Origin of the sequence: Kitasatospora sp. NBC_00315 (genome assembly GCF_041435095.1) — a bacterium.
GTDB lineage: Bacteria > Actinomycetota > Actinomycetes > Streptomycetales > Streptomycetaceae > Kitasatospora.
Genome location: NZ_CP108025.1, coordinates 768,866 through 790,623 on the forward strand (window position 1 = coordinate 768,866; position 21,758 = coordinate 790,623).

General features: G+C 72.6%; 15 protein-coding genes. 9 read left to right on the forward strand and 6 right to left on the reverse strand.

Features of this window, described 5'->3' with window-relative positions; translation table 11 throughout:
• The first annotated feature begins 93 nt into the window (after positions 1–93).
• From OG823_RS03265 to OG823_RS03275, 3 genes are all read left to right on the forward strand, one after another.
• Positions 94–687, forward strand: a complete 594-nt coding sequence (locus tag OG823_RS03265; RefSeq protein WP_371477324.1) for a GNAT family N-acetyltransferase — start codon at positions 94–96, stop codon at positions 685–687.
• Between the two features lie 227 nt (positions 688–914).
• Positions 915–1,280: a hypothetical protein gene (locus OG823_RS03270; RefSeq protein ID WP_371477325.1), complete on the forward strand. Its 366-nt coding sequence runs from the start codon at positions 915–917 to the stop codon at positions 1,278–1,280.
• A gap of 865 nt (positions 1,281–2,145) precedes the next feature.
• A complete protein-coding gene (locus OG823_RS03275) occupies positions 2,146–3,384 on the forward strand; it encodes a cytochrome P450 (protein WP_371477327.1) in 1,239 nt (412 codons plus the stop codon).
• Positions 3,385–3,827: 443 nt separating this feature from the next.
• Here OG823_RS03275 and dmpI read toward each other — a convergent pair whose 3' ends face one another.
• Together dmpI and OG823_RS03285 are read right to left on the reverse strand one after the other, a co-directional pair.
• On the reverse strand, positions 3,828–4,010 hold the full coding sequence (gene dmpI, locus OG823_RS03280; RefSeq protein ID WP_371477328.1) for a 4-oxalocrotonate tautomerase DmpI: 183 nt from the start codon (positions 4,008–4,010) through the stop codon (positions 3,828–3,830).
• 117 nt (positions 4,011–4,127) lie between these two features.
• Positions 4,128–5,048, reverse strand: a complete 921-nt coding sequence (locus OG823_RS03285; RefSeq protein ID WP_371477329.1) for a LysR family transcriptional regulator — start codon at positions 5,046–5,048, stop codon at positions 4,128–4,130.
• A gap of 865 nt (positions 5,049–5,913) precedes the next feature.
• Here OG823_RS03285 and OG823_RS03290 point away from each other — a divergent pair.
• Positions 5,914–9,285 (forward strand): glycoside hydrolase family 3 C-terminal domain-containing protein, encoded by a 3,372-nt coding sequence (locus OG823_RS03290; protein WP_371477330.1) that lies wholly within the window; start codon positions 5,914–5,916, stop codon positions 9,283–9,285.
• Between the two features lie 357 nt (positions 9,286–9,642).
• A complete protein-coding gene (locus tag OG823_RS03295; protein ID WP_371477331.1) occupies positions 9,643–10,800 on the forward strand; it encodes an AI-2E family transporter in 1,158 nt (385 codons plus the stop codon).
• An 83-nt stretch (positions 10,801–10,883) separates the two neighbouring features.
• Here OG823_RS03295 and OG823_RS03300 read toward each other — a convergent pair whose 3' ends face one another.
• The gene (locus tag OG823_RS03300) at positions 10,884–12,779 is read right to left on the reverse strand and encodes an RICIN domain-containing protein (protein ID WP_371477332.1); all 1,896 of its coding nucleotides are present in this window, start codon (positions 12,777–12,779) and stop codon (positions 10,884–10,886) included.
• 491 nt (positions 12,780–13,270) lie between these two features.
• Here OG823_RS03300 and OG823_RS03305 point away from each other — a divergent pair, with 491 nt between their 5' ends.
• The 4 genes from OG823_RS03305 (at position 13,271) to OG823_RS03320 (ending at position 18,316) form a co-directional block, all read left to right on the forward strand.
• Positions 13,271–14,683, forward strand: coding sequence for a ricin-type beta-trefoil lectin domain protein (locus OG823_RS03305; protein WP_371477334.1), 1,413 nt, complete (start codon positions 13,271–13,273; stop codon positions 14,681–14,683).
• A 34-nt stretch (positions 14,684–14,717) separates the two neighbouring features.
• Complete coding sequence (locus tag OG823_RS03310) at positions 14,718–15,902, forward strand: alginate lyase family protein (RefSeq protein WP_371477336.1); 1,185 nt, start codon at positions 14,718–14,720, stop codon at positions 15,900–15,902.
• A 589-nt stretch (positions 15,903–16,491) separates the two neighbouring features.
• Entirely contained in the window at positions 16,492–17,121 is a 630-nt protein-coding gene (locus OG823_RS03315; protein ID WP_371477338.1) for a hypothetical protein, read from the forward strand.
• Positions 17,122–17,377: 256 nt separating this feature from the next.
• Positions 17,378–18,316, forward strand: coding sequence for an NADP-dependent oxidoreductase (locus OG823_RS03320; RefSeq protein WP_371477339.1), 939 nt, complete (start codon positions 17,378–17,380; stop codon positions 18,314–18,316).
• Positions 18,317–18,410: 94 nt separating this feature from the next.
• Here the strand turns inward: OG823_RS03320 and OG823_RS03325 are convergent, their stop codons facing one another.
• From OG823_RS03325 to OG823_RS03335, 3 genes are all read right to left on the reverse strand, one after another.
• Positions 18,411–19,619, reverse strand: a complete 1,209-nt coding sequence (locus OG823_RS03325; protein ID WP_371477341.1) for a serine hydrolase domain-containing protein — start codon at positions 19,617–19,619, stop codon at positions 18,411–18,413.
• Positions 19,620–19,950: 331 nt separating this feature from the next.
• Positions 19,951–20,907, reverse strand: coding sequence for a SigB/SigF/SigG family RNA polymerase sigma factor (locus OG823_RS03330; protein ID WP_371477342.1), 957 nt, complete (start codon positions 20,905–20,907; stop codon positions 19,951–19,953).
• 277 nt (positions 20,908–21,184) lie between these two features.
• Positions 21,185–21,715 carry a bacterioferritin gene (locus OG823_RS03335; RefSeq protein ID WP_371477344.1) on the reverse strand — a complete coding sequence of 177 codons (531 nt, stop codon included), beginning with the start codon at positions 21,713–21,715 and terminating at the stop codon, positions 21,185–21,187.
• Positions 21,716–21,758: the final 43 nt, after the last annotated feature.

The window sequence follows — 21,758 nt, forward strand, 5'->3', positions numbered from 1 at the left end:
GCGCGGACCGGAGCGGAGGCCGGTGCGAACCGGAGCCGAAGCGGGATCTACGATCACCTTCCAGTCACCGTGGTTCGTCCAAGGAGTATGCCGATGAGTGAGCACGCCGTCTCCGTGACGACCTGGCACCTGGAACAGAGCTCCGCCGACGAGGTCCGCCCCGGCCGGGCCCCGGCCGACCTCGGGCTGAGCCTCGTACGCGCCGAGTCGGCCGGCCCGGAGTTCGCCCGTTTCCTCTACACCGCCGTGGGCGGTGCCTGGTCCTGGACGGACCGCCTGCCGTGGACCTACCGGCAGTGGGAGCAGCACCTCGCCAGGGAGGGTGTGGAGATCTGGGTCGCCTGGGTGCACGGCTCCCCCGCCGGCTTCGCCGAACTGGAGCCGCACGCCGACGGCGTGGTGGAGATCGCCTACTTCGGCCTGCTGCCGGCCTTCGTCGGCCGGCGCATCGGCGGACATCTCCTCGGCCGGACCCTCCAGCGGGCCTGGGACCTCGCCGAACGCCACCCCACCCTGCCCGGGACCCGCCTGGTCACGGTGCACACCTGCTCACTGGACAGCCCGGCGGCGCTGCGCAACTACGAGGCCCGGGGCATGCGGGTGTGCCGCACCGAGACCGCCGAGCAGCAGATCGGCACGGCACCCGGCCCCTGGCCGGGAGCACACCGCGACGAACCGACCGAGTGAGCGAGCGACGGCACGTCCCGCGCGAGCCGGCGACCGGCCCGGGAGCACCTCGTCGAGGAGCGGAGATCCGTTGTCGGCCGGGCGCGCGCCGGGGAGGGTGCCCGGCGGAGGGGCGCGCGGGCCTCGCCCGGCGAGGGCCGGAAACCCACTTTCGATCGTGGGCATGCCAGGTTAGGAAGGATGCGCGCACACCATCCGGCGCTGCCCCGACGACGAGGAGCCCACCCATGCCCCGCATCCGTACCCTCTGCATCGCCCTGGGCGGCGCGGCGACCCTGCTGGCCCTCACGGTGCCGCCCGCGCAGGCGGCCCCCGGCGACGTCACCACGGTGTGCGGGAGCACCCTGACCCCGAGCGGGTACGTCGACGTGTCCTGGGGCAACAGCTCCAGCTGCGGCTCCACCTTCAGCCCGAACATCAAGCAGATCAAGCAGCTCACCGGCCTGCCGGTCGGGACGGTGGTCAACGCCTGCGGATCCACCTATCAGCCGTCGGGCTGGATCCAGGTGAGCTCGTACTACAGCAGCAGCTGCCGCTACTCGGCCGTCCCGAGTCTCAACGACAACGCCTGGCAGCTCAAGCGCGTCTCCTGACGCCGAGACCCTCCCCCGGCAACCCGCCCATCCCGGCCGACGTGGCCCCGCCGGGGCCACGTCGGCCGGCCGGGGAGACCTGAACGGCGGACAGGAGCCCGGACGGGAGTCCCTCCGAGTCCAGCGACAGCTCCACCGTGAGCGGCCGGTGGTGCGGGATCGGCGCCCGCGGCGTCTGCACGGCGCCCACCGCGCCCCGCCGATTCCGGTCGCGAGCACGTGATCGAAGCGCACCGCCGGGGGGTGCGCGGAAGAGGTCGGGCGCGGGCCGGATCCCGCCGCCCGCCCGGCGGCCGCGGTCCCCTCGGACCAGCAGCCCGCCGATGTCCCGGCCCGACACGGACGACAGGTGCACCACCACTGCCGTGAACGGGCCACGACGGCATTGACCTCGGCCGCAGGACGCACTCCGCGTCCGGCGCCGGAGCGGCGCCGGACTGGCTGATGGTGTACGGATTCTGACATTTCAGCAGCTCTCCACCAGTTCGGATATGACGGATTATCAGGTTCCGATTGGGGGTGGCGGCGGTGGCAGGGCTCACGTAGGGTCGGATCTTGGCACGAGTATCCAGCGCCGGAGACGGGCGGGTACGAATGGGACGACGCTCAGGGGGAGAGCCGTGGTCGAATGACGCCTCCCGTCGAGGAAGCGGGGCCGGAGCGGCCCACGGGGTTATCGGCGGGGTCGGCCGTTGCGGCTCGACCGCCTTCGCCTCTCGATTTCACGGCAGTTGAGCCAGGAGTTCCTCGGCTCCACCCAGGGGATGCAGGCCGGCCCAGGTCGAGTCGGACACGGCCTGGGAGCCGGTCGACGTAATTCAGTTCCGGACAGGGCCTCAACGGGGCACGGAGGGGAGCCAGTCGTATGACTCAGGAATCCATCACCGCAGGGGAATCGGTGGGCGAGGAGACCTCGGGGCGAAACAGGGAGCAGCCCGGGCCGGTCTCCCGCTGGGAGTTCGAGGGCAGTCGGTGGCTGGTGACGGGCCACGAGGCCGTCTGCGCCGCCGCGAAGAACCCGGGGACGTTCTCGTCCCGTCACGATCTGCCGAACGGGTCCAGCCCCTACCTGGGGGTCATGGTTCCCGCCACTCCCATCCGCGGGGTGCCCACGGAGATCGATGCGCCGCTGCACCAGGAGTACCGCAAGATCCTCAACTCGCAGTTCTCGCCCACCGTGGTCCGGGCGATGGCTCCGCGCATCCTGGAGTTCACCGACTGGTGCATCGACCAGTGGGTCGGGACCGGTGAGGCCGACCTCTTCCACGGGCTGGCCAAGCTCGTTCCGACGATGACCGTGCTCGACCTCCTGGGGCTCCCGGTCGCCGACGCGGCCATCGTCGCCGACGCGGCCAACCTGAGCGGCGACGACCGGTTCGAGCCGAACAAGGCGTTCGAGCTGCTGTTCGCCCGGATCACCGAGACCATCGCCGCCCGCCGGGAGAAGCCCGAGGACGACCTCCTCTCCAGGCTGGTGACCGCCGAGATCGAGGGCCGCCCCTTCACCGACATGGAGTTGGTGGAGCTGAGCTTCACCATGGTCATCGCAGGCGTGTCCAGTACCGCCCGCCTCGTACTCGGCACCCTCTCGTATCTCGGTGCCCACCCCGACCGGCGAACGGTGCTGATCGAGGACCCGAGCCGGCTGGCGACCGCCATGGAGGAGTTCCTCCGCTTCTACAGCCCGGCGCCGTTCCAGTCCCGGACGGCGACCGAGGACGTGTGCTTCTACGGCCAGGACATCAAGGCCGGCGAGTGGGTGGCCCTCAGCTGGGCGGCGGCCAACCGGGACCCCGAGGTCTTCGAGGATCCGACGCAGATCGTCCTCGACCGCACGCCGAACCGGCACCTCGCACTGGGCCACGGGATCCACTTCTGCCTCGGCGGTGGCCTGGGCAAGGCGGAGGCCCTCACCATGGTCGAGCGGGTTCTCAGCCGAATCCCCGACTACCGCGTCCGCGAGGAGAACCGGCCGGCCGACGGCGACGGCGGCCTCGACGGCGCCATCGACTGGGAGGCTCGCATTTCTCGCGCGCTTCCGGTCTCCTTCACGCCGGGCACTCCTGTCGGCACCGCGTCCTTCAGGCTGAACTCCCTCTTCTGAGGGCAAGGTCGGCCGATCGGCGGTTCTCCGACCACGGACGATCGCCGGTTCGCCGACCACGGACCGTCCGGCCGCGCGGGCCGCCGACCGCAGGAACGCCCGACCGCGGATCGGTTGACGGTCCGGCGTATTCGGCGAGACGACCTCAACCGCCGTGGAACGGCCGCGTGGCAGTACCGGGAGGATTCGCGGTACTGCCACGCTTCTGCGTCTCCGGAGAACGGGTCGCCCGATCGCCGGGCACGTTCACGGTGACGTCCGACAGGCGCATTCCGGAGTTCACCGAACGACCGACCGGTGAACTGCGCACCGCGCCGCCGGGGAATGCCGGCACCGCCGCGCTCGCTCTCGAAGAAGTACACCGCGCCGCCGTCCGGTCGACCGCCCGCCGGAACGGCCGCACACGCATGCGGACGGCCGTCGCACGTGGTGAGGGCGAGCGGTCACTTGTCCGCGATGAGCTTGCCCGCCGCGGCCCAGCTGTCGGCGGGCACCTCGTGGATCCACACCTGCACGGTCTCGGCCGGGATCTGGTAGGCGTCCACGAAGGCGTCGGTGATCCGGGCGACCAGGTCGCGCTTGAGCTCGACGGTACGGGGGCCCTGCTGGACGGTGACGATGGGCATGGTCTGCTCCCTGATCGGTGGCCGGCGCCCCGGTCGGTTCCGGTGCGCTCTGCCGTCTGGTGCAAGTTCACCGCGGGACACCCCGCTCGACCCAGACCCGAATCACTCTCGCGACGATCACCGATCCTGATCGTCGCAGGCCGCAGGTCTCCTGACCTCCGCGCGGCAGGCCTTCAACAGCAGGGCGACCGGGGCGGCGGGGGCGCCGGAGCGGACCAGCAGCGAGGTCGGCAGCGAAAGACCCGGCGGGGCGAACGGAACGAAGGCGACCCGGGGGATCCGCAGCATCCGGGCGTTGGCTCCGTACACCACCGTCCACATCGGGGTTCCGGCGCCGATCGCGGCGAGGGTGTCCTGCAGCGATCCGGAGACCGGCCCGGGGATCGGCTCGAACCCGGCCTGCCGGCAGCCGCCGAGCACCAGGTCGACCAGCGCCGGGTGGTTGCGCCGCTCCGTCAGCCGCAGCGGCAGCGCGGCCAGTTCGGCGAGCGTGACCGAGGGCCGGCCGGCCAGCTCGTGGCGGGCCGGCACGGCGGCCACCAACTCGTCCTCCCAGAGCGGATGACGGTCGAGGCCCGGGTTCTCCCGGGAGTCCGCGCCCCGGACGAAGGCCGCGTCCAGGCGGCCGTCGGCGAGCCGGGTCAACCGCTCCTTCAGTGGCAGCGCGTCCAGCTCCACCCGCACACCGGGGGCGCGCCGCTCGAAGACGTCCAGGACGCGATCCAGGCGCTCGCCGAGGCCGGTGATGGTGGCGAGCCGCAGCACTCCGGCCGTGCCGGTCAGCAGGGCGCCCGCCACCGCACGGGCGGCGTCCTCTGCGGAGAGCACGGCGCGGGCGGCGGGCAGGAAGGTCTCCCCCGCGGCGGTCAGCCGCACCAGCCTGGGCCCCCGGTCGAACAACTCCAGCTTCAGCTCGCGCTCCAGGCGGCGGATCTGCTGGCTGACGGCGGGCTGGCCGATCAGCAGCCGCTCCGCCGCCCGACCGAAGTGCAGTTCCTCCGCGACCGTGACGAAGTACCGCAGCTGCCGAAGTTCCACCGGCCCCTCCCCCGTTCCCGGCCCCGACCGTCCGGACACCGTCCCCGGGCCGCCGCCCGCCGGCCGCCCCCCGACATCCTGCCGTACACCACAGCGGGTGCCCGACCGCCCGGACGCTTCGTGCGGGGCGCGACCGGCGCCGCGCCAGGACCGCACGACGCGGACGGCCGCCGCTCCCCGCGGATGCCGACGCCCGAAGGTCGGCCCGGCTTGTCCGGCACCTCGAAGCCGCGGTCCATCACGATGGTCGGGTCCACGATGTAGTAGCAGTAGCCGGGCCGCCGGGGTCGACACCGGCGCCGCCCCCGGACCTCCGGAGGAGAGCGCTCTCCTCCCACTGGTCGCCCCGCCTCGCGGGGCAGCACCGAAGCCCGCTGGTGAACCGGGTGCCGCCGGCCGGCAACGGTGGCCTTGGAGTTCTCCGGCGAACCCGGCAGTCGCCGGACGTGACCGGATGCCGGAACCCGTGGCCGGACGGGAGATCCGTGGCTGCCGAGGGGCCCGTGACCACCCGGAGTGGGAGCTGCCGCCGGGAGAGGGAGAAGCCACCGACCACGCGAGGAGGGCGGGAGGTCTTGACAGGCCCGCCGCGGTAGGGAAATCTCCGTACCGTCAGGAGAGCGCTCTCCTCTCCGATCGTCCAGCCCGTCCCTGCCGCCGGCCCCACCCCGATCCCCGGCACCCGCACCGCCGTCCCACCCCGGCGCAGCCGCCGCCACCGCCGCACCGCCGTCCCACCCCGACACCGGCCCCCACCCCACCGCCGTAGCGGGTACCGGCGCGACGCGCCGGAGCGGCCGTCAGGACCAGCTGTCAGGAGAGCGCCCGGGCCGCCCCCACGTCCGCACCGCCGTCTGGAGTTCCCGTGCCCCGCTGGAAACGCCGGTCCACCCTTCCCGCAGCTCTCGCCGCCGTCCTGGTCGCCGGAGTCGTCACCGCCGCCGGTGCTCCGGCCCGTGCCGACGCCCAGCCCTGGACCAACGCGGCCCAGACACCGGCCCAGCGGGCCGACGAGCTGCTCGCCGCGATGACGCAGGCCGAGAAGCTCACCATGCTGCACGGCGGCCCGTCCTGCGGGTACGCCGGCTGCGTTCCCGCCAACACCCGCCTGGGCATCCCCGCGCTGCACCTCCAGGACGGCCCGGTCGGCGCCGGGGACGGCTGGACCGGCGTCACCCAGTTGGCGGCGCCGGTGGCCGGGGCCGCCAGCTGGGATCCGGCGCTGATGCAGAGCTACGGCCAGGTGCTCGGCTCCGAGCAGTGGGCCAAGGGCACCAACGTCGTGCTGGCACCGACCATCAACATCGTCCGTGACCCGCGCTGGGGCCGGGCGTTCGAGTCGCTGGGCGAGGACCCGTACCTGGCCGGTCAGCTCGGGGCGGCCGACATCCTCGGCATTCAGAGCCAGGGCCCGATGGCCCAGGTCAAACACCTGGCGGTCTATAACCAGGAGACCAACCGCAACACCACCGCCGACAACGCGGTCGTCTCCGACCGGGCCGAGCGGGAGATCTACCTGCCGGCCTTCGAGGCCGCCGTCAAGCAGGGCCAGGCGGCCTCGGTGATGTGCTCGTACTCGGCCGTCAACGGCCCCTTCGCCTGCGAGAACGGGCCGCTGCAGAACAGCGTCCTGAAGGGTGATCTCGGCTTCACCGGCTTCATCACGTCGGACTGGGGAGCCACCCACTCCACCGTCGCCTCCGCCAACAACGGTCTGGACATGGAGATGCCCGGCGCCGACTACTACGGCACCGCGCTGACCACCGCCGTCGCGAACGGACAGGTCTCCCAGGCCACGGTCGACGACCACACCCGGCGGATCCTGGTCTCGATGTTCCGCCAGGGCCTGTTCGACCGTGCCAACACCGGCTCGACCGACGCGGTGGTCACCAGCGACGCGCACGCCGCGGTCGCCCGACAGGTCGCCACCGAGGGCAGTGTCCTGCTGAAGAACGCCTCCTCGGTCCTGCCGCTCGCCTCCTCCGGCCACTCGGTCGCGGTGATCGGCGACGACGCCGGCGCCGGCGCGATGACCCAGGGCGGTGGCAGCGCGAACGTCAACGCCCCGCACATCGTCACCCCCTACCAGGGCATCAGGGACCGCGCCGGATCGGGCAGCACGGTGACGTACGCCCAGGGCGTGACGCCGGCCGGCGGGGCACTGCCCGCCGTGCCCACCGGCTACCTCAAACCGTCCTCGGGCAGCGGCACCGGCCTGTACGGCGAGTACCACAACAGCACCGACCTCTCCGGTCCGGTGGTCACCGCCCGCGTCGACCAGACGATCGACAACGTCTGGGGCGGGCAGTCCCCCGCCCCCGGGGTCAACACCACCAACTGGTCGGCCAAGTGGACGGGCACCCTGACACCGCCGACCAGTGGCAGCTACCAGTTCTCGCTGAACAGCGACGACGGCAGCCGGCTGATCGTGGGGGGCCAGCAGATCGTCAACAACTGGTACAACCAGGGACCGACCACCCGCACCGGCAGCGTCACGCTCACCGCCGGCCAGCCGGTGAGCATCGAGGTGGACTACTACCAGGCGGGCGGCGGCAGCAACGCCTCGCTCGGCTGGCAGGTGCCCGGCCAGAACGCGCACGACCAGGCCGTGGCGGCCGCCCGGACCTCGGACACCGCCCTGGTCTTCGTCAGCGACTTCCAGTCCGAGGGCAGTGACCTGCGCACCATCGACCTGTCCGCCGAGCAGAACCAGCTGGTCACGGACGTCGCGGCCGTCAACCCGCACACGGTCGTGGTGGTGAACAGCGGCTCGGCCGTGACCATGCCCTGGGCCGACTCCGTCCAGGGCATCGTGGAGAACTGGTACCCGGGTCAGGAGGACGGCGCGGCGATCGCCGCGCTGCTGTACGGCGACGCCGACTTCTCGGGCAAGCTCCCCGTCACCTTCCCGAGGTCGCTCGCCGACGTACCCGCCTCGACCACCGCGCAGTGGCCCGGGCAGAACGGCACCGTGCAGTACTCCGAGGGCGTGGGTGTCGGGTACCGCTGGTACGACGGGCAGAACAGGACCCCGCTGTTCCCGTTCGGCTACGGGCTCTCCTACACCACCTTCGGGTACGGGAACCTCGCCGTCTCCGCGCCGGACGCCTCGGGCAACGTGAGCGTCGGGTTCGACGTCACCAACACCGGCACCCGGGCGGGGGCCGAGGTCGCCCAGGTCTACGTCGGGCAGCCGGCCGCCTCCGGCGAGCCGCCGAAGAACCTCCGGGGCTTCCAGCGGGTGACGCTGAACCCCGGCCAGACCCAGCACGTGAGCGTGACGCTGGACGCGCGCAGCTTCCAGTACTGGAACAACGGCTGGACCACCGCGACCGGCAGCAACGCCGTGTACGTCGGTGCGTCCTCCCGGGACATCCGGCTGACCGGGCAGACCACCGTCGGCGCCGGCGATCCGGGCACCGGCAACCCCGGCGGCCAGAGCGCCCTCACCCGGACGGGGTGGACCGCCACCGCGTCCACGGGCACCGAGGCGCCGGCGAACATGCTCGACGGGAACGCCGCCACCCGCTGGTCCTCCGGGACCGCCATGGCGAACGGCCAGAGCATCACCGTCGACATGGGCGCCACCCACAGCATCGACCAGATCGGCCTGGACGCCGGCACCAGCGCCGGCGACTACCCCCGCGGCTACCAGGTCCAGCTCTCCACCGACGGCACCACCTGGACGAGCCCGGTCGCCACCGGCACCGGCACCACCGCCCTGGTCACCGCGAGCTTCCCCGCCCAGAACGCCCGCTGGATCAAGGTCACCCAGACCGGGACCAACTCCTCCTGGTGGTCCGTAAGCGAGTTCAACGCCTACACCGCCGGAGGGGTCCCGGCCCCGACCCAGCTGGCCCGCACGGGGTGGACGGCCTCGGCCTCGACCGGGACGGAGGCGCCGGCGAACATGCTCGACGGGAACGCCGCCACCCGCTGGTCCTCCGGCACCGCCATGGCGAACGGCCAGAGCATCACCGTCGACATGGGCGCCACCCACAGCGTCAGCCGGATCGGCCTGGACGCCGGCACCAGCGCCGGCGACTACCCCCGCGGCTACCAGGTCCAGCTCTCCACCGACGGCACCACCTGGACGAGCCCGGTCGCCACCGGCACCGGCACCACCGCCCTGGTCACCGCGAGCTTCCCCGCCCAGAACGCCCGCTGGATCAAGGTCACCCAGACCGGGACCAACTCCTCCTGGTGGTCCGTCAGCGAGTTCAACGCCTACGGCTGACTCATGTGAATGCCCGGGAACGCCTATGGCTGACCCGTACGAATGCCCGGGCCGGGCGCCGCCTTCGGGCGGCCCGGCCCGGGCATTCGCCCATCCTCCGGGACACCGCTCCGCCGGGCCCGCACCCGGCGACACGGCACACCGAGCCCGGCCGGTGCACCGGATCGGCCGCCGGGGTCACGTAGCCTCGGCGACGGGCGGCGCGGTCGCGTCGGCGGCGGCCGGACGGCCGGGGCGCGAACGCACAGGTCGGGGCGAGGCCGCGGGTCCGACCACGACGGGCGACCAGGCCCCGATCCGGCCGGAGCGGTTCGACCCGACGCGACTCGGATGGCTCGGATGGGAAGGCGCACCGGTATGAGGTCAGAGGCGGCAGCCCGGCGGGCCCGGCGCACGGCCCTCGCTCGCGTCCACCCCCGGCCGGCCGGACGAGGGGGGCGGGACGCCCCGGCCGGGGCGCACGTCAACGGCTCTGCGGTCGGCCCCGTACTCCAGCGGGTCGCCGGGTACGCCTGGCGACTGCTGCTGGTCGGCGCGCTGGTCTACGCGGTGCTGGTGCTGTTGGGCAAGCTGGTGCTGCCGGTGGTGGCGGTGTTCGTGGCGCTGGTGGTCACGGCGATCCTGCGCCCGGCGACGGATCTGCTGGCCCGTCGGATCCCCCGCCCGCTCGCCGTCGCGGTCGTCGTGGTCGGCTCGCTGCTGGTGGTGGCCGCCGCCCTGTCGTTCGTCGGCGAGACCGTGGCCGATGAGTGGACGAAGGTGGGCAACGACTTCCGGGGCGGGCTCGACCGGATCGAACGCTGGCTGGAGGGGGCTCCCTTCCACGTCCGGCCGGGCGCCGTCACCGACCTCCGTTCGAAGATCACCTCCTTCATCTCCTCGCACCGCTCGACCCTGGTCAGTACGGCGGTCGGCGAGGCCACCCGGGTGGTGGAGATCGTGACCGGCGGTGCGCTGGCCCTCTTCTGCTCGATCTTCTTCATCCACTCGGGCGACGGCATGTGGCGGTGGGCGGAGGAGCTGCTGCCGCGCGGCGGGCGGGCGTCCTGGGACGCGGCCGGGCGGGCCGCCTGGCGGACCTTCGCCGGCTACACCCGCGGCATCATGATCGTCGCGGCCACCAACGCGACCCTGGTCGGCATCGCCCTCGCCGTTCTCGGGGTGCCGCTGGCGCTGCCGCTGACCGTGCTGGAGTTCTTCGCCACCCTGGTACCGCTGATCGGGTCGCCCGTCGCGATGGCGATCGCCGCCGTGGTGGCGCTGGCCGCGAAGGGGCCGGTCACCGCGCTCGTCGTGCTGGCGCTGATCGTGGTGATCGGCCAGATCGAGGGCCATCTGTTGCATCCGCTGGTGATGAGCTGGGCCGTGCGGCTGCACCCGGTCGTGGTGGCGTTGTCGGTGACCGCGGGCGGGATCCTGGCCGGGGTGATCGGCGCGGTCGTCTCGGTCCCGACGGTCTCGGTGATCTGGGCGGTGGTGAGCGAACTGCGTCGCCGGCACGCCGGTACGCCGTGAGCCGGGCCGGCCGGGGCGGGCCGGGGCGGGGCGGGGCGGGCCGCCGGGATCCGTCCCCGGCCGCCCGCCCAGCTGTGCGAGGGTCAGCCGGTCGGCGCGGTCCACTTCTGGTTGGCAGCGCCGGTGCAGGTCCAGATCTGGGTCGCCGTCCCGTTGGCGGAGGTGTTGCCGGTGACGTCCAGGCACTTGCCCGCGGCCGGGTTGACGATGTCGTGCGAGCCGGCGGAGTACGTCCACTGCTGGGCGCCGGAGCCGTTGCAGTCCCAGAGTTGCACCTTGGCGCCGTCGGCGGTGGAGCCGCCGCTGACGTCCAGGCACTTGCCGAGGGCGCGGACGGTGCCGTCGCCGCCGAGCGTCCAGTTCTGCGCGGCACTGGCGTTGCAGTCGTAGAGCTGGACGGCGGTGCCGTTGGCCGTGGCGGCCGAGGCGACGTCCAGGCACTTGCCGGCCAGGCCGGTGATCGCTCCGCCGGGGCTGCCCGATCCGCTCTGACCGCCGTTCCAGGTGAAGGTGGCCGAGGTCTTGGCGGGCAGGTTGTAGCTGAAGTTCTGGCCGCCCCAGTTGACCCGCACATTCTGCGCGGAGCCGCTGTCGTTGTAGGCGATCAGCGCCTTGGAGCCGTCGGGGTTGCGCCAGGCGACGTTCGGCACGGCCGAGTTGGCGGTCGAGGCGATCCGGTAGGCACCCGGCTTCACGAACTTGGTCAGGTGGCCCATGGTGTAGTACTCGACGGTGTAGTCGACCTGCCCGCTGCGGGAGTCGCCGTTGTGGACGGTCACGAACCCGGTGCAGGTGCCGCATCCGCCGTAGTGCGGGCCCATGTTCTGGTCGACGGCCAGGCTCCACTTGGTCACCGACTTACCCCAGTTGCGGGTGTAGTCGATGATGTTGCGCATGTCCTCCTGCTGCTGGTTGCCGATCCAGGTGCCGCCGGAGTGCTCGGTGTCGAAGGCGTCCGTCGCCGGGTACTGGTTGTGCACGGTGGTCTGGGTCCCCACGTCGCCGCCGTAGCCGTGCCAGGCCACGCCACCGAAGTTGGGGTGGTTGCGGATCGCGGCGTCGTCGACCGAGGGCGCGGCGTAGGCCGCGTACTGGTCCCAGTTCCAGTCCAGTGCGAGGACCTTGGTGCTGAGGCCGGCGTTCGCGAGCGCGGGCAGCAGGTTCGTCCCGGTGAAGTACGCCAGCCCCGAACCGTTCCAGCTCATCGACGGGTAACCCGCGCAGCAGGTGGGCTCGTTCTGCACGGTCAGGTAGTTCACCGGCACGCCCTGGGCCTGGTATGCCTGGACGTACTTGACGAAGTACTGCGCGTAGGCGGCGTAGTCCTCCGCCTTGAGCCAGCCGCCGTTGAGGGCGCCGCTGTCCTTCATCCAGGCCGGCGCCGTCCACGGTGAGGCCAGCACGCTCAGCGCGGGGTTGAGCTGCTTGGCCTGCTTGGTGAGCGGCAGGACGTCCGCCTGGTCGTGCGCCAGGCTGAAGGAGGCCAGCGCGGGATCGCTCTGGCCGGCCGGGACGTCGTCGTAGGTGTACCCGTAGCGGGCCAGGTCGGAGGCGCCCATCGGGTTGCGGACGAAGGAGAGTCCGATGCCGTCGGTGGGCGAGAACAGCTTGCGCATGGTGTCGTCGCGGGTGGCCGCGCTGAGCGCGCCGCTGCTGTTCAACAGCCAGGCTGCGGTGTCGGTGAAGGAGGCGCCTCCGCCGGTGAACTGCTGGTAGCGGGTGTTCTCGTCGACGCTGATCAACTGGCCGCCACTTCCCGCGCCGCTGCTGAACGCGGTTCCGGCCTGCTGTTGCAGACCGCGGGTGACGTGCCGGCCGCCGGCGTCGTCCGTGGTGGTGAGCCAGACCGAGACCGGTTCGCTCGCGGCGGAGGCCGGGGCCCCCGCGCTCAGCAGGCCGGCGGCGGCGAGGGTGCCGGCCAGCAGGCCGGCGGTGAGGCGGCCGGGACGGGAACGATGGGCAGATCGGTGCCTGGGCATGGTCGGCTCCGCATTCCGGTGGGCCGAGAGCGTACGGGGCCGCGCCCGTGGGCACGGCCGCCTCGCCTCGGGGTGGGGGGATTGGCGCCGGCTGCTGGGCTCTGAGGGGAAAGGCCGGCCGGTGTCGCGGTGAGATTCAACTCCTGGACACGACAAGGCGTCAAGGCTTTGGTCTCTACCAATCATCGTCAACTTGTGAAGGCATTGCGGGGGCAGCCCGGGGCTTGATCGTTCGGTAGTTGACGATATGACAGTTAGGAAACCTTCCATTCAATACTCTTGACGGCGGCTCGGCAGGTCTAGTTGACTCCGGTGCCGAACCGAGCGGCGTGCCGCCCAGGGCGCCGCACCGCCCGGGGCACCGCACGGCACCGCCGCGGGCACCGCGCTGCCCCGGCCCCGCACCCGCCTTCCTCTCGGCGACGTCCGAGCAGCCGTCAGGCCGCTCTTCCGCACGACCGAACCCCCACATGGTCCCCAGGAGGACAGTCATGCCACGCCCCTCCCGCTTGGCCGCACTGGTCACCCCGCTCGCCCTGGCCGCCGGCGCCCTGCTGGCCGCCGCACCCCAGGCGAGCGCAGCCGCCAACCCCGGCCCCGGCTTCCCCGCGCAGTACGCCGCGCCCTACGTCGAGACCTGGAACTCCCCCAACGCCCTCGCCAACGCCCGTACCGCGACCGGGCTGAAGTACTTCACCCTGGCCTTCGTGATCAGCGACGGCAGCTGCAACGCCACCTTCAACGGCAACACCGCCATCACCGACGCCGGGTGGACGTCCGCCGTCAACAGCCTGCGCGCGGCCGGCGGTGACGTGATCGCCTCCTTCGGCGGCGCCTCGGGCACCGAACTCGGCCAGGCCTGCACCTCGGTGAGCAGCCTGAAGGCGCAGTACAAGAGGGTGGTCGACACCCTCAACCTCACCAAGATCGACCTGGACGTCGAGGGCGGCGCGCTGGGCGACACCGCCGCCAACGACCGGCGCAACCAGGCGCTCGCCTCGCTCCAGCAGGACTACGCGGCGGCCGGGCGCAACCTCGCCGTGCACTACACCCTGCCGGTCAACCCGACCGGCCTGGAGGCCGATTCGCTCAGCCTGCTGAACAACGCGAAGAGCCGGGGCCTGAACGTCGGCGTCGTCAACATCATGACGATGGACTACGGCGCCACGCTGGACATGGGCAAGGCCGCCACCGACGCCGCGAGCGCCCTGCACACCCAGCTCGGGCAGATCTGGACCACCAAGACCTCGCAGCAGCTGTGGGCGATGGAGGGCAACACCCCGATGATCGGGGTGAACGACTCGACCAACGAGGTGTTCAGCACCGCCAACGCCACCACCCTCACCAACTTCGCGCGCGGCAACGGCATCCAGCTGCTGGCGTACTGGGCCCTCGGCCGCGACAAGGCCTGCGCCTCGAACGGCACGCTCTCCGACTCGTGCAGCGGGACCTCGCAGAGCGCCTACCAGTTCGCCACCACCTTCAACGCCGTCACCGGCGGGGGCACCACCACCCCGCCGCGCACCGGCCGGATCACCGGCTACGGCGGCAAGTGCGTCGACATCGCGGCCGCCTCCAGCGCCAACGGCACGGCCGTCCAGCTGTACGACTGCAACGGCACCACCGCGCAGAACTGGACGGTGGCTACCGACGGTTCCCTCCAGGCTCTCGGCAAGTGCCTGGACGCCACCAGCGCGGGCACCGCGAACGGCACCCTGCTCCAGTTGTGGGACTGCAACGGCACCGGCGCCCAGAAGTGGCAGGCCGGCAGCAACAACACCCTGGTCAACCCGGTCTCCGGACGCTGCCTGGACGCCACCGGTCCCAGCTCCGCCAACGGCACCCGGCTCCAGCTGTGGGACTGCTTCGGCGCGGCGAACCAGCAGTGGCTGCTGCCGTCCTGACGTACTGCCGGCACTCGAGCGGAAGGGACTCGACATGAACCGACGCCTCCGGCAGCTGCCGGCCGTCGCCGGCCTGCTCACGCTGCTCGCCTCCGGCCTGGGCGCGGCCCCCGCGGCCGAGGCCGCACCGGCCGCCTTCACCCACCCCGGGGTGCTGGTCAGCCGGGCGCAGCTCGACTTCGTCCGGGCCAAGGTGCAGGCCGGCGCGCAGCCGTGGAAGGCCGCGTACGACCAGATGCACGCGAGCAAGTACGCCTCGCTCAGCCGTACGCCCAAGCCCCGGTCGGTGGTCGAGTGCGGCTCGTACTCGAACCCGAACTACGGTTGCACCGACGAGCGGGAGGACGCGCTGGCGGCCTACACGCTGGCGCTGGAGTGGTACATCACCCAGGACAGCCGTTACGCCGCCAAGGCGGTCCAGATCATGGACGCCTGGTCCGGCACGATCACCGACCACACCAACAGCAACGCGCCGCTGCAGACCGCCTGGTCGGCGTCCACCTGGCCGCGGGCCGCGGAGATCATCAGGTACACCTACTCCGGGTGGGCGGCCGACAAGGTCAGCCGGTTCGGCGGCATGCTGCGAAACGTCTACCTGCCCGAGGTCGTCAACGGCTCGAACAGCAACGGCAACTGGGAACTGAGCATGACCGAGGCCACCATCGGCATCGCGGTCTTCCTCGACGACCGGACGGTCTACGACAAGGCGGTCGCCAAGTTCCGGGGCCGGGTGCCGGCGTACGTCTACCTGGCCTCGGACGGTGCGCTGCCGAGGACCGCGCCGGGCAGCGGTCTGACCACCCGCGACCAGATCGTCTCCTACTGGCAGGGCCAGAGCACCTTCGTGGACGGCCTCACCCAGGAGACCTGCCGGGACTTCACCCACACCGGCTACGGGCTCTCGGCGATCTCGCACGTGGCCGAGACCAGCCGGATCCAGGGGCAGGACCTCTACCCCGAGGTCGCCGACCGCCTGCGGCACGCACTGGGCCTGCAGGCCAAGTACGAGCTGGGCGCGGCCGTGCCGTCCTGGCTCTGCGGAGGTGTGCTGAACCGCGGGCTCGGCCCGGTCACCGAGGTGGGCTTCAACGCCCTGCACAACCGCCTCGGATACGCCATGGACAACACCCAGGCGCTGACCGAGCAGCAGCGTCCGGCCGGCACCGACAACCTGTTCGTGGCCTGGGAGAGCCTGACCCACGCGGACAACCCGGCCTGACCGGCGCCCGACCGGCAACGGAGCGCGGCGGGCCCTGCGACGACGGGCGGATCGCAGGGCGCCGGGCAGTGCCCCGGAGGGGTGACGTACCCGCAGGGTGCGTCACCCCTCCGGGCGTCCGCGACCGGCGGGGCCGCCCGGTCCGGATCGGGTCGGCCCCGGCCCACTGGTCGGCGGCGACCCGGCCGGTGCGGACCGCCGTCCCGAGGGCGGCGCGCTCGCCGGGTGTCAGGGCGGACGCGGACCGGGCGACGGGTTCGGTGGACATCGGAGGTCTCCTCGCGGAGCGCGGCCGGGCGGCGGGTGCCGCCCCCGGGGACCGACGGACCGGTGTGCCGGGTGGCTCCTCCCTCGATCATCGCGGCCGTCCGCGGGCCGGGCATCAGGAGCGCGGGCCCCGGCGGCGGCGCCGGGCGGATCGGCGCGTCGGCGGCGCGGCCGGGAGCCCGGCGGGCGGGCGGCCCGTACGGGGGGGGTCGTCGGGCCCTGACCGCAACCACCCGAACGAGCGCCTCGCGCTCCGGAACCATGCGCTCCGGAACCGCCGTCCTCCCGGGTGGGGGTTCACGCACTGCCCGAGGAGGCAGCCATGCGACGTCGGATCATCGTTACGGCCGTGTTCGCGCTCGCCGCGACCCTGGCGGCTCCGGTCACCCTGGCCGGGGCCGGGCCGCTCCCCACCGCCGCACCGGCCCCGGTCGCGCCGGGTTCCGCGCCGGCACGGACGGCACAGCTCTGCCCGACCGGCTGGGGCAGCCTGCCGGAGGAGCTGGAAGCGCCAGGGGCGTCCCAGCCGCTGCAGAACGTCCGTACCGGCGCGCACCCGTGCTACGACCGGCTGGTGCTCGACGTCCCCGGCGCCTCGCCGGGCGCGTCGCTCGGCCACCACGTCCGGTACGTCGACACGCTTCACCAGGACGGCTCGGGCAAGCCGCTGGCGGTACGCGGCGGCGCGGTCATCGAGATCGTCGTGGACGCACCGTCCTACGATCCCGTCGACGGCTCCGTCACCTACCCCGGCCGGCCCGGTGCGCCACTGCCCGGCGTCGATCTGTCGGGCTACCGGACGTTCGTCGAAGCCCGCTTCGCGTCGAGCTTCGAGGGTCGGACGCAGATCGGCCTCGGCGTGCGCGCCCGGCTGCCGTTCCGGGTGTACCAGCTCGACCACCGGCTGGTGATCGACGTGGCGCACGGCTGGACGGGAGCCCCGGCGCGCTGAGCGGGCGCGGCGGCCTCGCGCGGTCGGCCGGACGGACGGACGGGAGCCGGGCCGGACGGGAGCCGGGATCGGTGGGCAAGCGGTGGACGGGGCCGCCCGGACGGCCACGCCGCGGACCTGACCTCCCCGTTCGGCGCAGTGCCGGTCGGTCGCGGCGTCGAGGACGGGGGGAGCGCTTAGAAAGTAACGGGCGCCCGGGCGCCCTGCTCGCCCCCTGCCCTGCTCCCCCTCCCCGCGCACCCGTCAGGAGTCTCCCGTGAAAGCCCTCGTCGCGACCGAGTACCAGCCGCTCGACCGGATCACCGTGGCCGATCTGCCGACCCCGACCGCCGGGCCGGGCCAGGTCGTGATCAAGGTCGCCGCGGCCGCGCTCAACCCCCTCGACCTGGGGCTGATCACCGGCACGATGAAGGACTTCTACCCGGTCGAACACCCCTTGGTGATCGGGATGGACGCGGCCGGCACGGTGGCCGAGGTGGGCCCCGGGGTCACCGGCTACGCGCCGGGTGACCAGGTGCTGGCGTTCACCGGCACCACGGCCGGCGCCGTCGCGGAGTACACCGTGGCCGAGGCCGGCCCCGGACTCGCCCGGCGGCCGTCGGGCCTGGACGCCGCCGACGCGGCGGCCCTCCCCGAATCCGGGATGACGGCGGTCTGCCTGCTGCGGGCCGCCGGGGTGAAGGCCGGCGACACCGTTCTGGTGATCGGGGCGACCGGCGGGATCGGCCTGTACGCCGTGCAACTCGCCACCGCGCTCGGGGCCCGGGTCGTCGCGACCGCGAGCGGGGACGACGCGGCGTACGTGCGCCGCCTCGGCGCCACCGACACGGTCGACTACCGCGAGGCGGACGTGGTGGCGCAGACCCTGCGGCAGGTGCCCGGTGGAGTGGACGTGGTCGTCGACCTGATCAACCGCGGCGAGGACCTGGCCGGTTCGGCCCGGGCCGTGCGGCCCGGCGGCCGACTGGTCTCGCCGCTCTTCGGGCCGGCCGAGCTGGACGGTGACGTGACCCCGGTCTACATCGGCTCCTTCGAGCCGCGGCCCGGAGACCTGGAGGACCTCGCGGAGCGGGCGGCGGACGGCCGGCTCCAGGTGGAGATCGGCGCCCGCTACCCCTTCACGGACGCGCCCCGGGCGGTGGCCGACTTCGCCGGCCGGCACATCCGGGGCAAGGTCGTCGTGACCATGGGCTGATCCGGCGGCCGGCCGGTGCGGTCGGTGCGGCGTGTGCGGTCGGTGCGGTCGGTCGGGTGCGGCCGCACCGGCCGGCCGGTGCGCGAGCGCCCGGTCAGTCCGCGATCGCCTGGTAGGCCGAGGTCAGGAAGTCGCGGCAGACCTCGGGCGGGACGGGGGACGTCCAGGCGCGCTGGGTGAACAGGGCGGTCACCATGTCCTCCCGCGGGTCCACGTACCAGGACGTCCCGAGGCCGCCGTCCCAGCCCGCCCGGCCGACCGTCTCGGCCGGGTCGGTGCGGCGGGTGACGACCGAGAGTCCGAAACCCCAGCCGTGAGTGTCGAAGTAGTCCCCGACCCAGGACGTCGCCCGCTTCTGGGCGGGCGTCAGCTGGTCGCTCAGCATCAGTTCCACGGAGGGCCGCGACAGGATCCGCTCACCGCCGCGGCGGCCGCCGCCGAGCAGCATCCGGCCGAGCGCGAGATAGTCGTCGACGGTGGAGACCAGTCCGCCCGCGCCCGAGGGGAAGGCCGGCGGGCGGCTCCATTCACCGCCCTCGGCCTCGTCGTACACCGGAAGCACGCCGTCCACCGGCGTTCCGCCGTACGCGGTCGCCAGCCGGTCGAGATCGGCGGCCGGCACGGCGAAGCCGGTGTCCTTCATGCCCAGCGGCTCGAAGACCCGCTCGTGCAGGAACGCTTCGAACGGGAGGCCCGAGGCCCGGGCGATCAGCACGCCCAACACGTCGGCGCTGGTGTTGTACATCCAGCGCTCACCGGGCTGGTGGATCAGTGGCAGGGTGGCCAGCCGGCGGATCCACTCGTCCGGGGCCGGCACCGCGCCGGGCCGCGGCGGGCCCTGGCCGAGCGCCGGCTCGTCCATCGCCCGTTGGATCGGGTGCGCGCCCGGGGGCGTCGGCAGGATGCCCGTCCCGGCCCGGAAGGTGAGCAGGTCGCGCAGGGTGATCGGGCGCTCGGCGGGCACCGTGTCGTCGAGCGGTCCGTCCGGGCTGCGCAGCACGCGGCGGTCGGCGAGCTCCGGCAGAAAGCGGTCGACCGGGTCGTCCAACCGCAGCCGGCACTCCTCGACCAGGATCATCGCGGCGACCGCCGTGACCGGTTTGGTCAGCGAGGCCACCCGGAAGATCGTGTCGCGTGCCATCGGCCGGCCGCCCAGGGCCGCCCGGCCGTGCACCTCGACGTGCACCTCGCCCCGGCGGCTGACCAGCGCGACCAGACCGGGCACCCCGCCGTGCTCCACATGTCCCGCCATGGCTTCGCGCAACCGCGCCAGGCCGCTGCCCGAAAAGGCCTCACCACTCACCGAACACTCCCGGTCCGCCGCCACGACAGGTGCGCTGCTCCGGGGCCATCGTGCCAGCCGGCTCGGACAACGCACCGCAGGCAGGCCGGGCACGGTCGGATCCACCTCCCGGCGCCCCGGGGCCGCGGCACCGCAGGGGGCGTGCAGCGGCCCCGGACCTGGGGGATGGTCCGGGGCCGCATTGCCGGATCGGCGCGCGGGGGGGGGTGGCACGCCGTCCTGACAGGACGTCTGACCCGTGCTCCGGCGGGCAAACACCCTCCGCCGGAGGAGTTGCGTACCGGTCTCCTCGGACCGGGCCGACGACACCGGGCCGGTGTCCGGGCCGGTGTCACTCCTCGACGAGCAGCCCGGCGCGCAGTCGACCGAGGATCCGGGTGAGGAGGCGCGAGACGTGCATCTGGGACAGCCCCAGCCGCTGGCCGATCTCGGACTGCGTCAGCTCCTCGCCGAAGCGCATCGCGAGGATGGCGCGATCGCGCGGGGCCAGGGAGGCGATCAGCGGCTTCAGGCTCTCGTGGTTCAGGGTCGCGTCGAAGCCGCTCTCCTCCACGGCGAGCTTGCGGGTGAGGGTGCTCTCGGCGTCCTCCGTGTCGGCGGGCGCGTCCAGCGAGCGGGTCTCGTAGGCGTTGCTCGCGCTGAGGCCCTCGATGACCTCCTCGTCGGTCAGACCGAGACGGGAGGCCAGTTCGGCGACCGTGGGCGAGCGGTCCAGCTCCTGTTCGAGCGCGTCCGAGGCCTTCGCCAGGGCGAGGCGCAGTTCCTGCAGCCGCCGGGGGACGTGGACCTTCCAACTGGTGTCCCGGAAGAACCGCTTGATCTCGCCGATGATGGTCGGCAGCGCGAAGGTGGAGAACTCCACCGGCCGCTCGGGGTCGAACCGGTCGATCGCCTTGATCAGGCCGATGGTCGCGACCTGGAGGATGTCCTCCATCGGCTCGCTGCGCCGCCGGAACCGCCCGGCGGCGAACTTCGCCAGCGTGAGGTTCATCTCGATCAGCGTCCCGCGTACGTAGGAGTACTCGGCCGTGCCCTCCTCCAGCGTCCGCAGCCGGACGAAGAGTTCCTTGGAGAGCAGGCGCGCGTCGGACGGGCTGACCGCTCCCGGGGCCTGCGGGGCCCCGGCCGAGCGCTCGTCCCCGAGGCCGGGGAGGGGGAGGGTGTCGGTGTCGGTGTCGTGGGCGGGGTCGATCGGGTGTGTGGTGTCCGTCTGGTGGGTGAGGTCGGTGACGTCCCTGAAGTCGGTGCGTACCGCGTGTGCTGCGTCGGTGAGCTGCAACGCTGTCATGGAGAGCCTTCTCCCTCGATCTCGCCGGCCTGGGTCCGGCCCGCTGGTCCACCCTGCTTACCCCGGTTCTCCGGGACGACACACCGAACTGAGGACTCGTCCGATTTCCATCGATTAGTACGATTTGTCCGGCCTTTCCCGAACCTCGGTCGACCCGTCACCGCGCGGTCGACGCCGGCCCGAGCCGTGGGGCACCCACGGTCGGGCCGGTCGTCGGGTCAGGTGTCCGGTCGGTAATCGGGTCAGGTGTCCGGTCGTCAATCGGTCGGGTGTCGGGTCAGTGGTCGGCTTCGAGGAAGGTGAGCATGTCGTCGGCGTGCTCCTCCTCGCGGGCGAGGATCTGCTCCAGCACCCGCCGGGTCGTCGGGTCCCCGGAGCCGATCCAGCCGATCATCTCGGTGTAGGAGGTGATGGCGATCCGTTCGGCGACCAGGTTCTCCTCGATCATCTGGGTGAGGTCCCGGGACGGGATGTACTCGGAGTGCGCGCGGCCGACGAGACCGTTCGGATCCAGCTCGGGCGTACCACCGAGCTGGACGATCCGGGCGGCGAGCAGGTCGGCGTGCTGCTGCTCCTCGTTCGAGTGCTCCAGGAACTCCTGGGCGACCGGCTCGGAGTTCATCCCCTTCGCCATGAAGTGGTGCTGGCGGTAGCGGAGCGTACAGACGACCTCGGTCGCCAGCGCGGTGTTCAGCATCTCGATCACCCGGGGCAGGTCCGCGCCGTAGGCGTCGGTGACCGGTCCGTCGGTGATGTCGCGACGGGCCTTGGCACGCAGCGCGTGAACGTCGGTCAGAAATTCCGGCATGGAGGTCCTCCGGTGGTGGGGCGCCCTGTGCGACGCGCGGTGA

Coding starts and splice junctions, on each gene's coding strand:
- OG823_RS03265 (WP_371477324.1), top strand. CDS start 94: ATGAGTGAGCACGCCGTCTCCGTGACGACCTGGCACCTGGAACAGAGC.
- OG823_RS03270 (WP_371477325.1), top strand. CDS start 915: ATGCCCCGCATCCGTACCCTCTGCATCGCCCTGGGCGGCGCGGCGACC.
- OG823_RS03275 (WP_371477327.1), top strand. CDS start 2,146: ATGACTCAGGAATCCATCACCGCAGGGGAATCGGTGGGCGAGGAGACC.
- dmpI (WP_371477328.1), bottom strand. CDS start 4,010: ATGCCCATCGTCACCGTCCAGCAGGGCCCCCGTACCGTCGAGCTCAAG.
- OG823_RS03295 (WP_371477331.1), top strand. CDS start 9,643: ATGAGGTCAGAGGCGGCAGCCCGGCGGGCCCGGCGCACGGCCCTCGCT.
- OG823_RS03300 (WP_371477332.1), bottom strand. CDS start 12,779: ATGCCCAGGCACCGATCTGCCCATCGTTCCCGTCCCGGCCGCCTCACC.
- OG823_RS03305 (WP_371477334.1), top strand. CDS start 13,271: ATGCCACGCCCCTCCCGCTTGGCCGCACTGGTCACCCCGCTCGCCCTG.
- OG823_RS03310 (WP_371477336.1), top strand. CDS start 14,718: ATGAACCGACGCCTCCGGCAGCTGCCGGCCGTCGCCGGCCTGCTCACG.
- OG823_RS03315 (WP_371477338.1), top strand. CDS start 16,492: ATGCGACGTCGGATCATCGTTACGGCCGTGTTCGCGCTCGCCGCGACC.
- OG823_RS03330 (WP_371477342.1), bottom strand. CDS start 20,907: ATGACAGCGTTGCAGCTCACCGACGCAGCACACGCGGTACGCACCGAC.
- OG823_RS03335 (WP_371477344.1), bottom strand. CDS start 21,715: ATGCCGGAATTTCTGACCGACGTTCACGCGCTGCGTGCCAAGGCCCGT.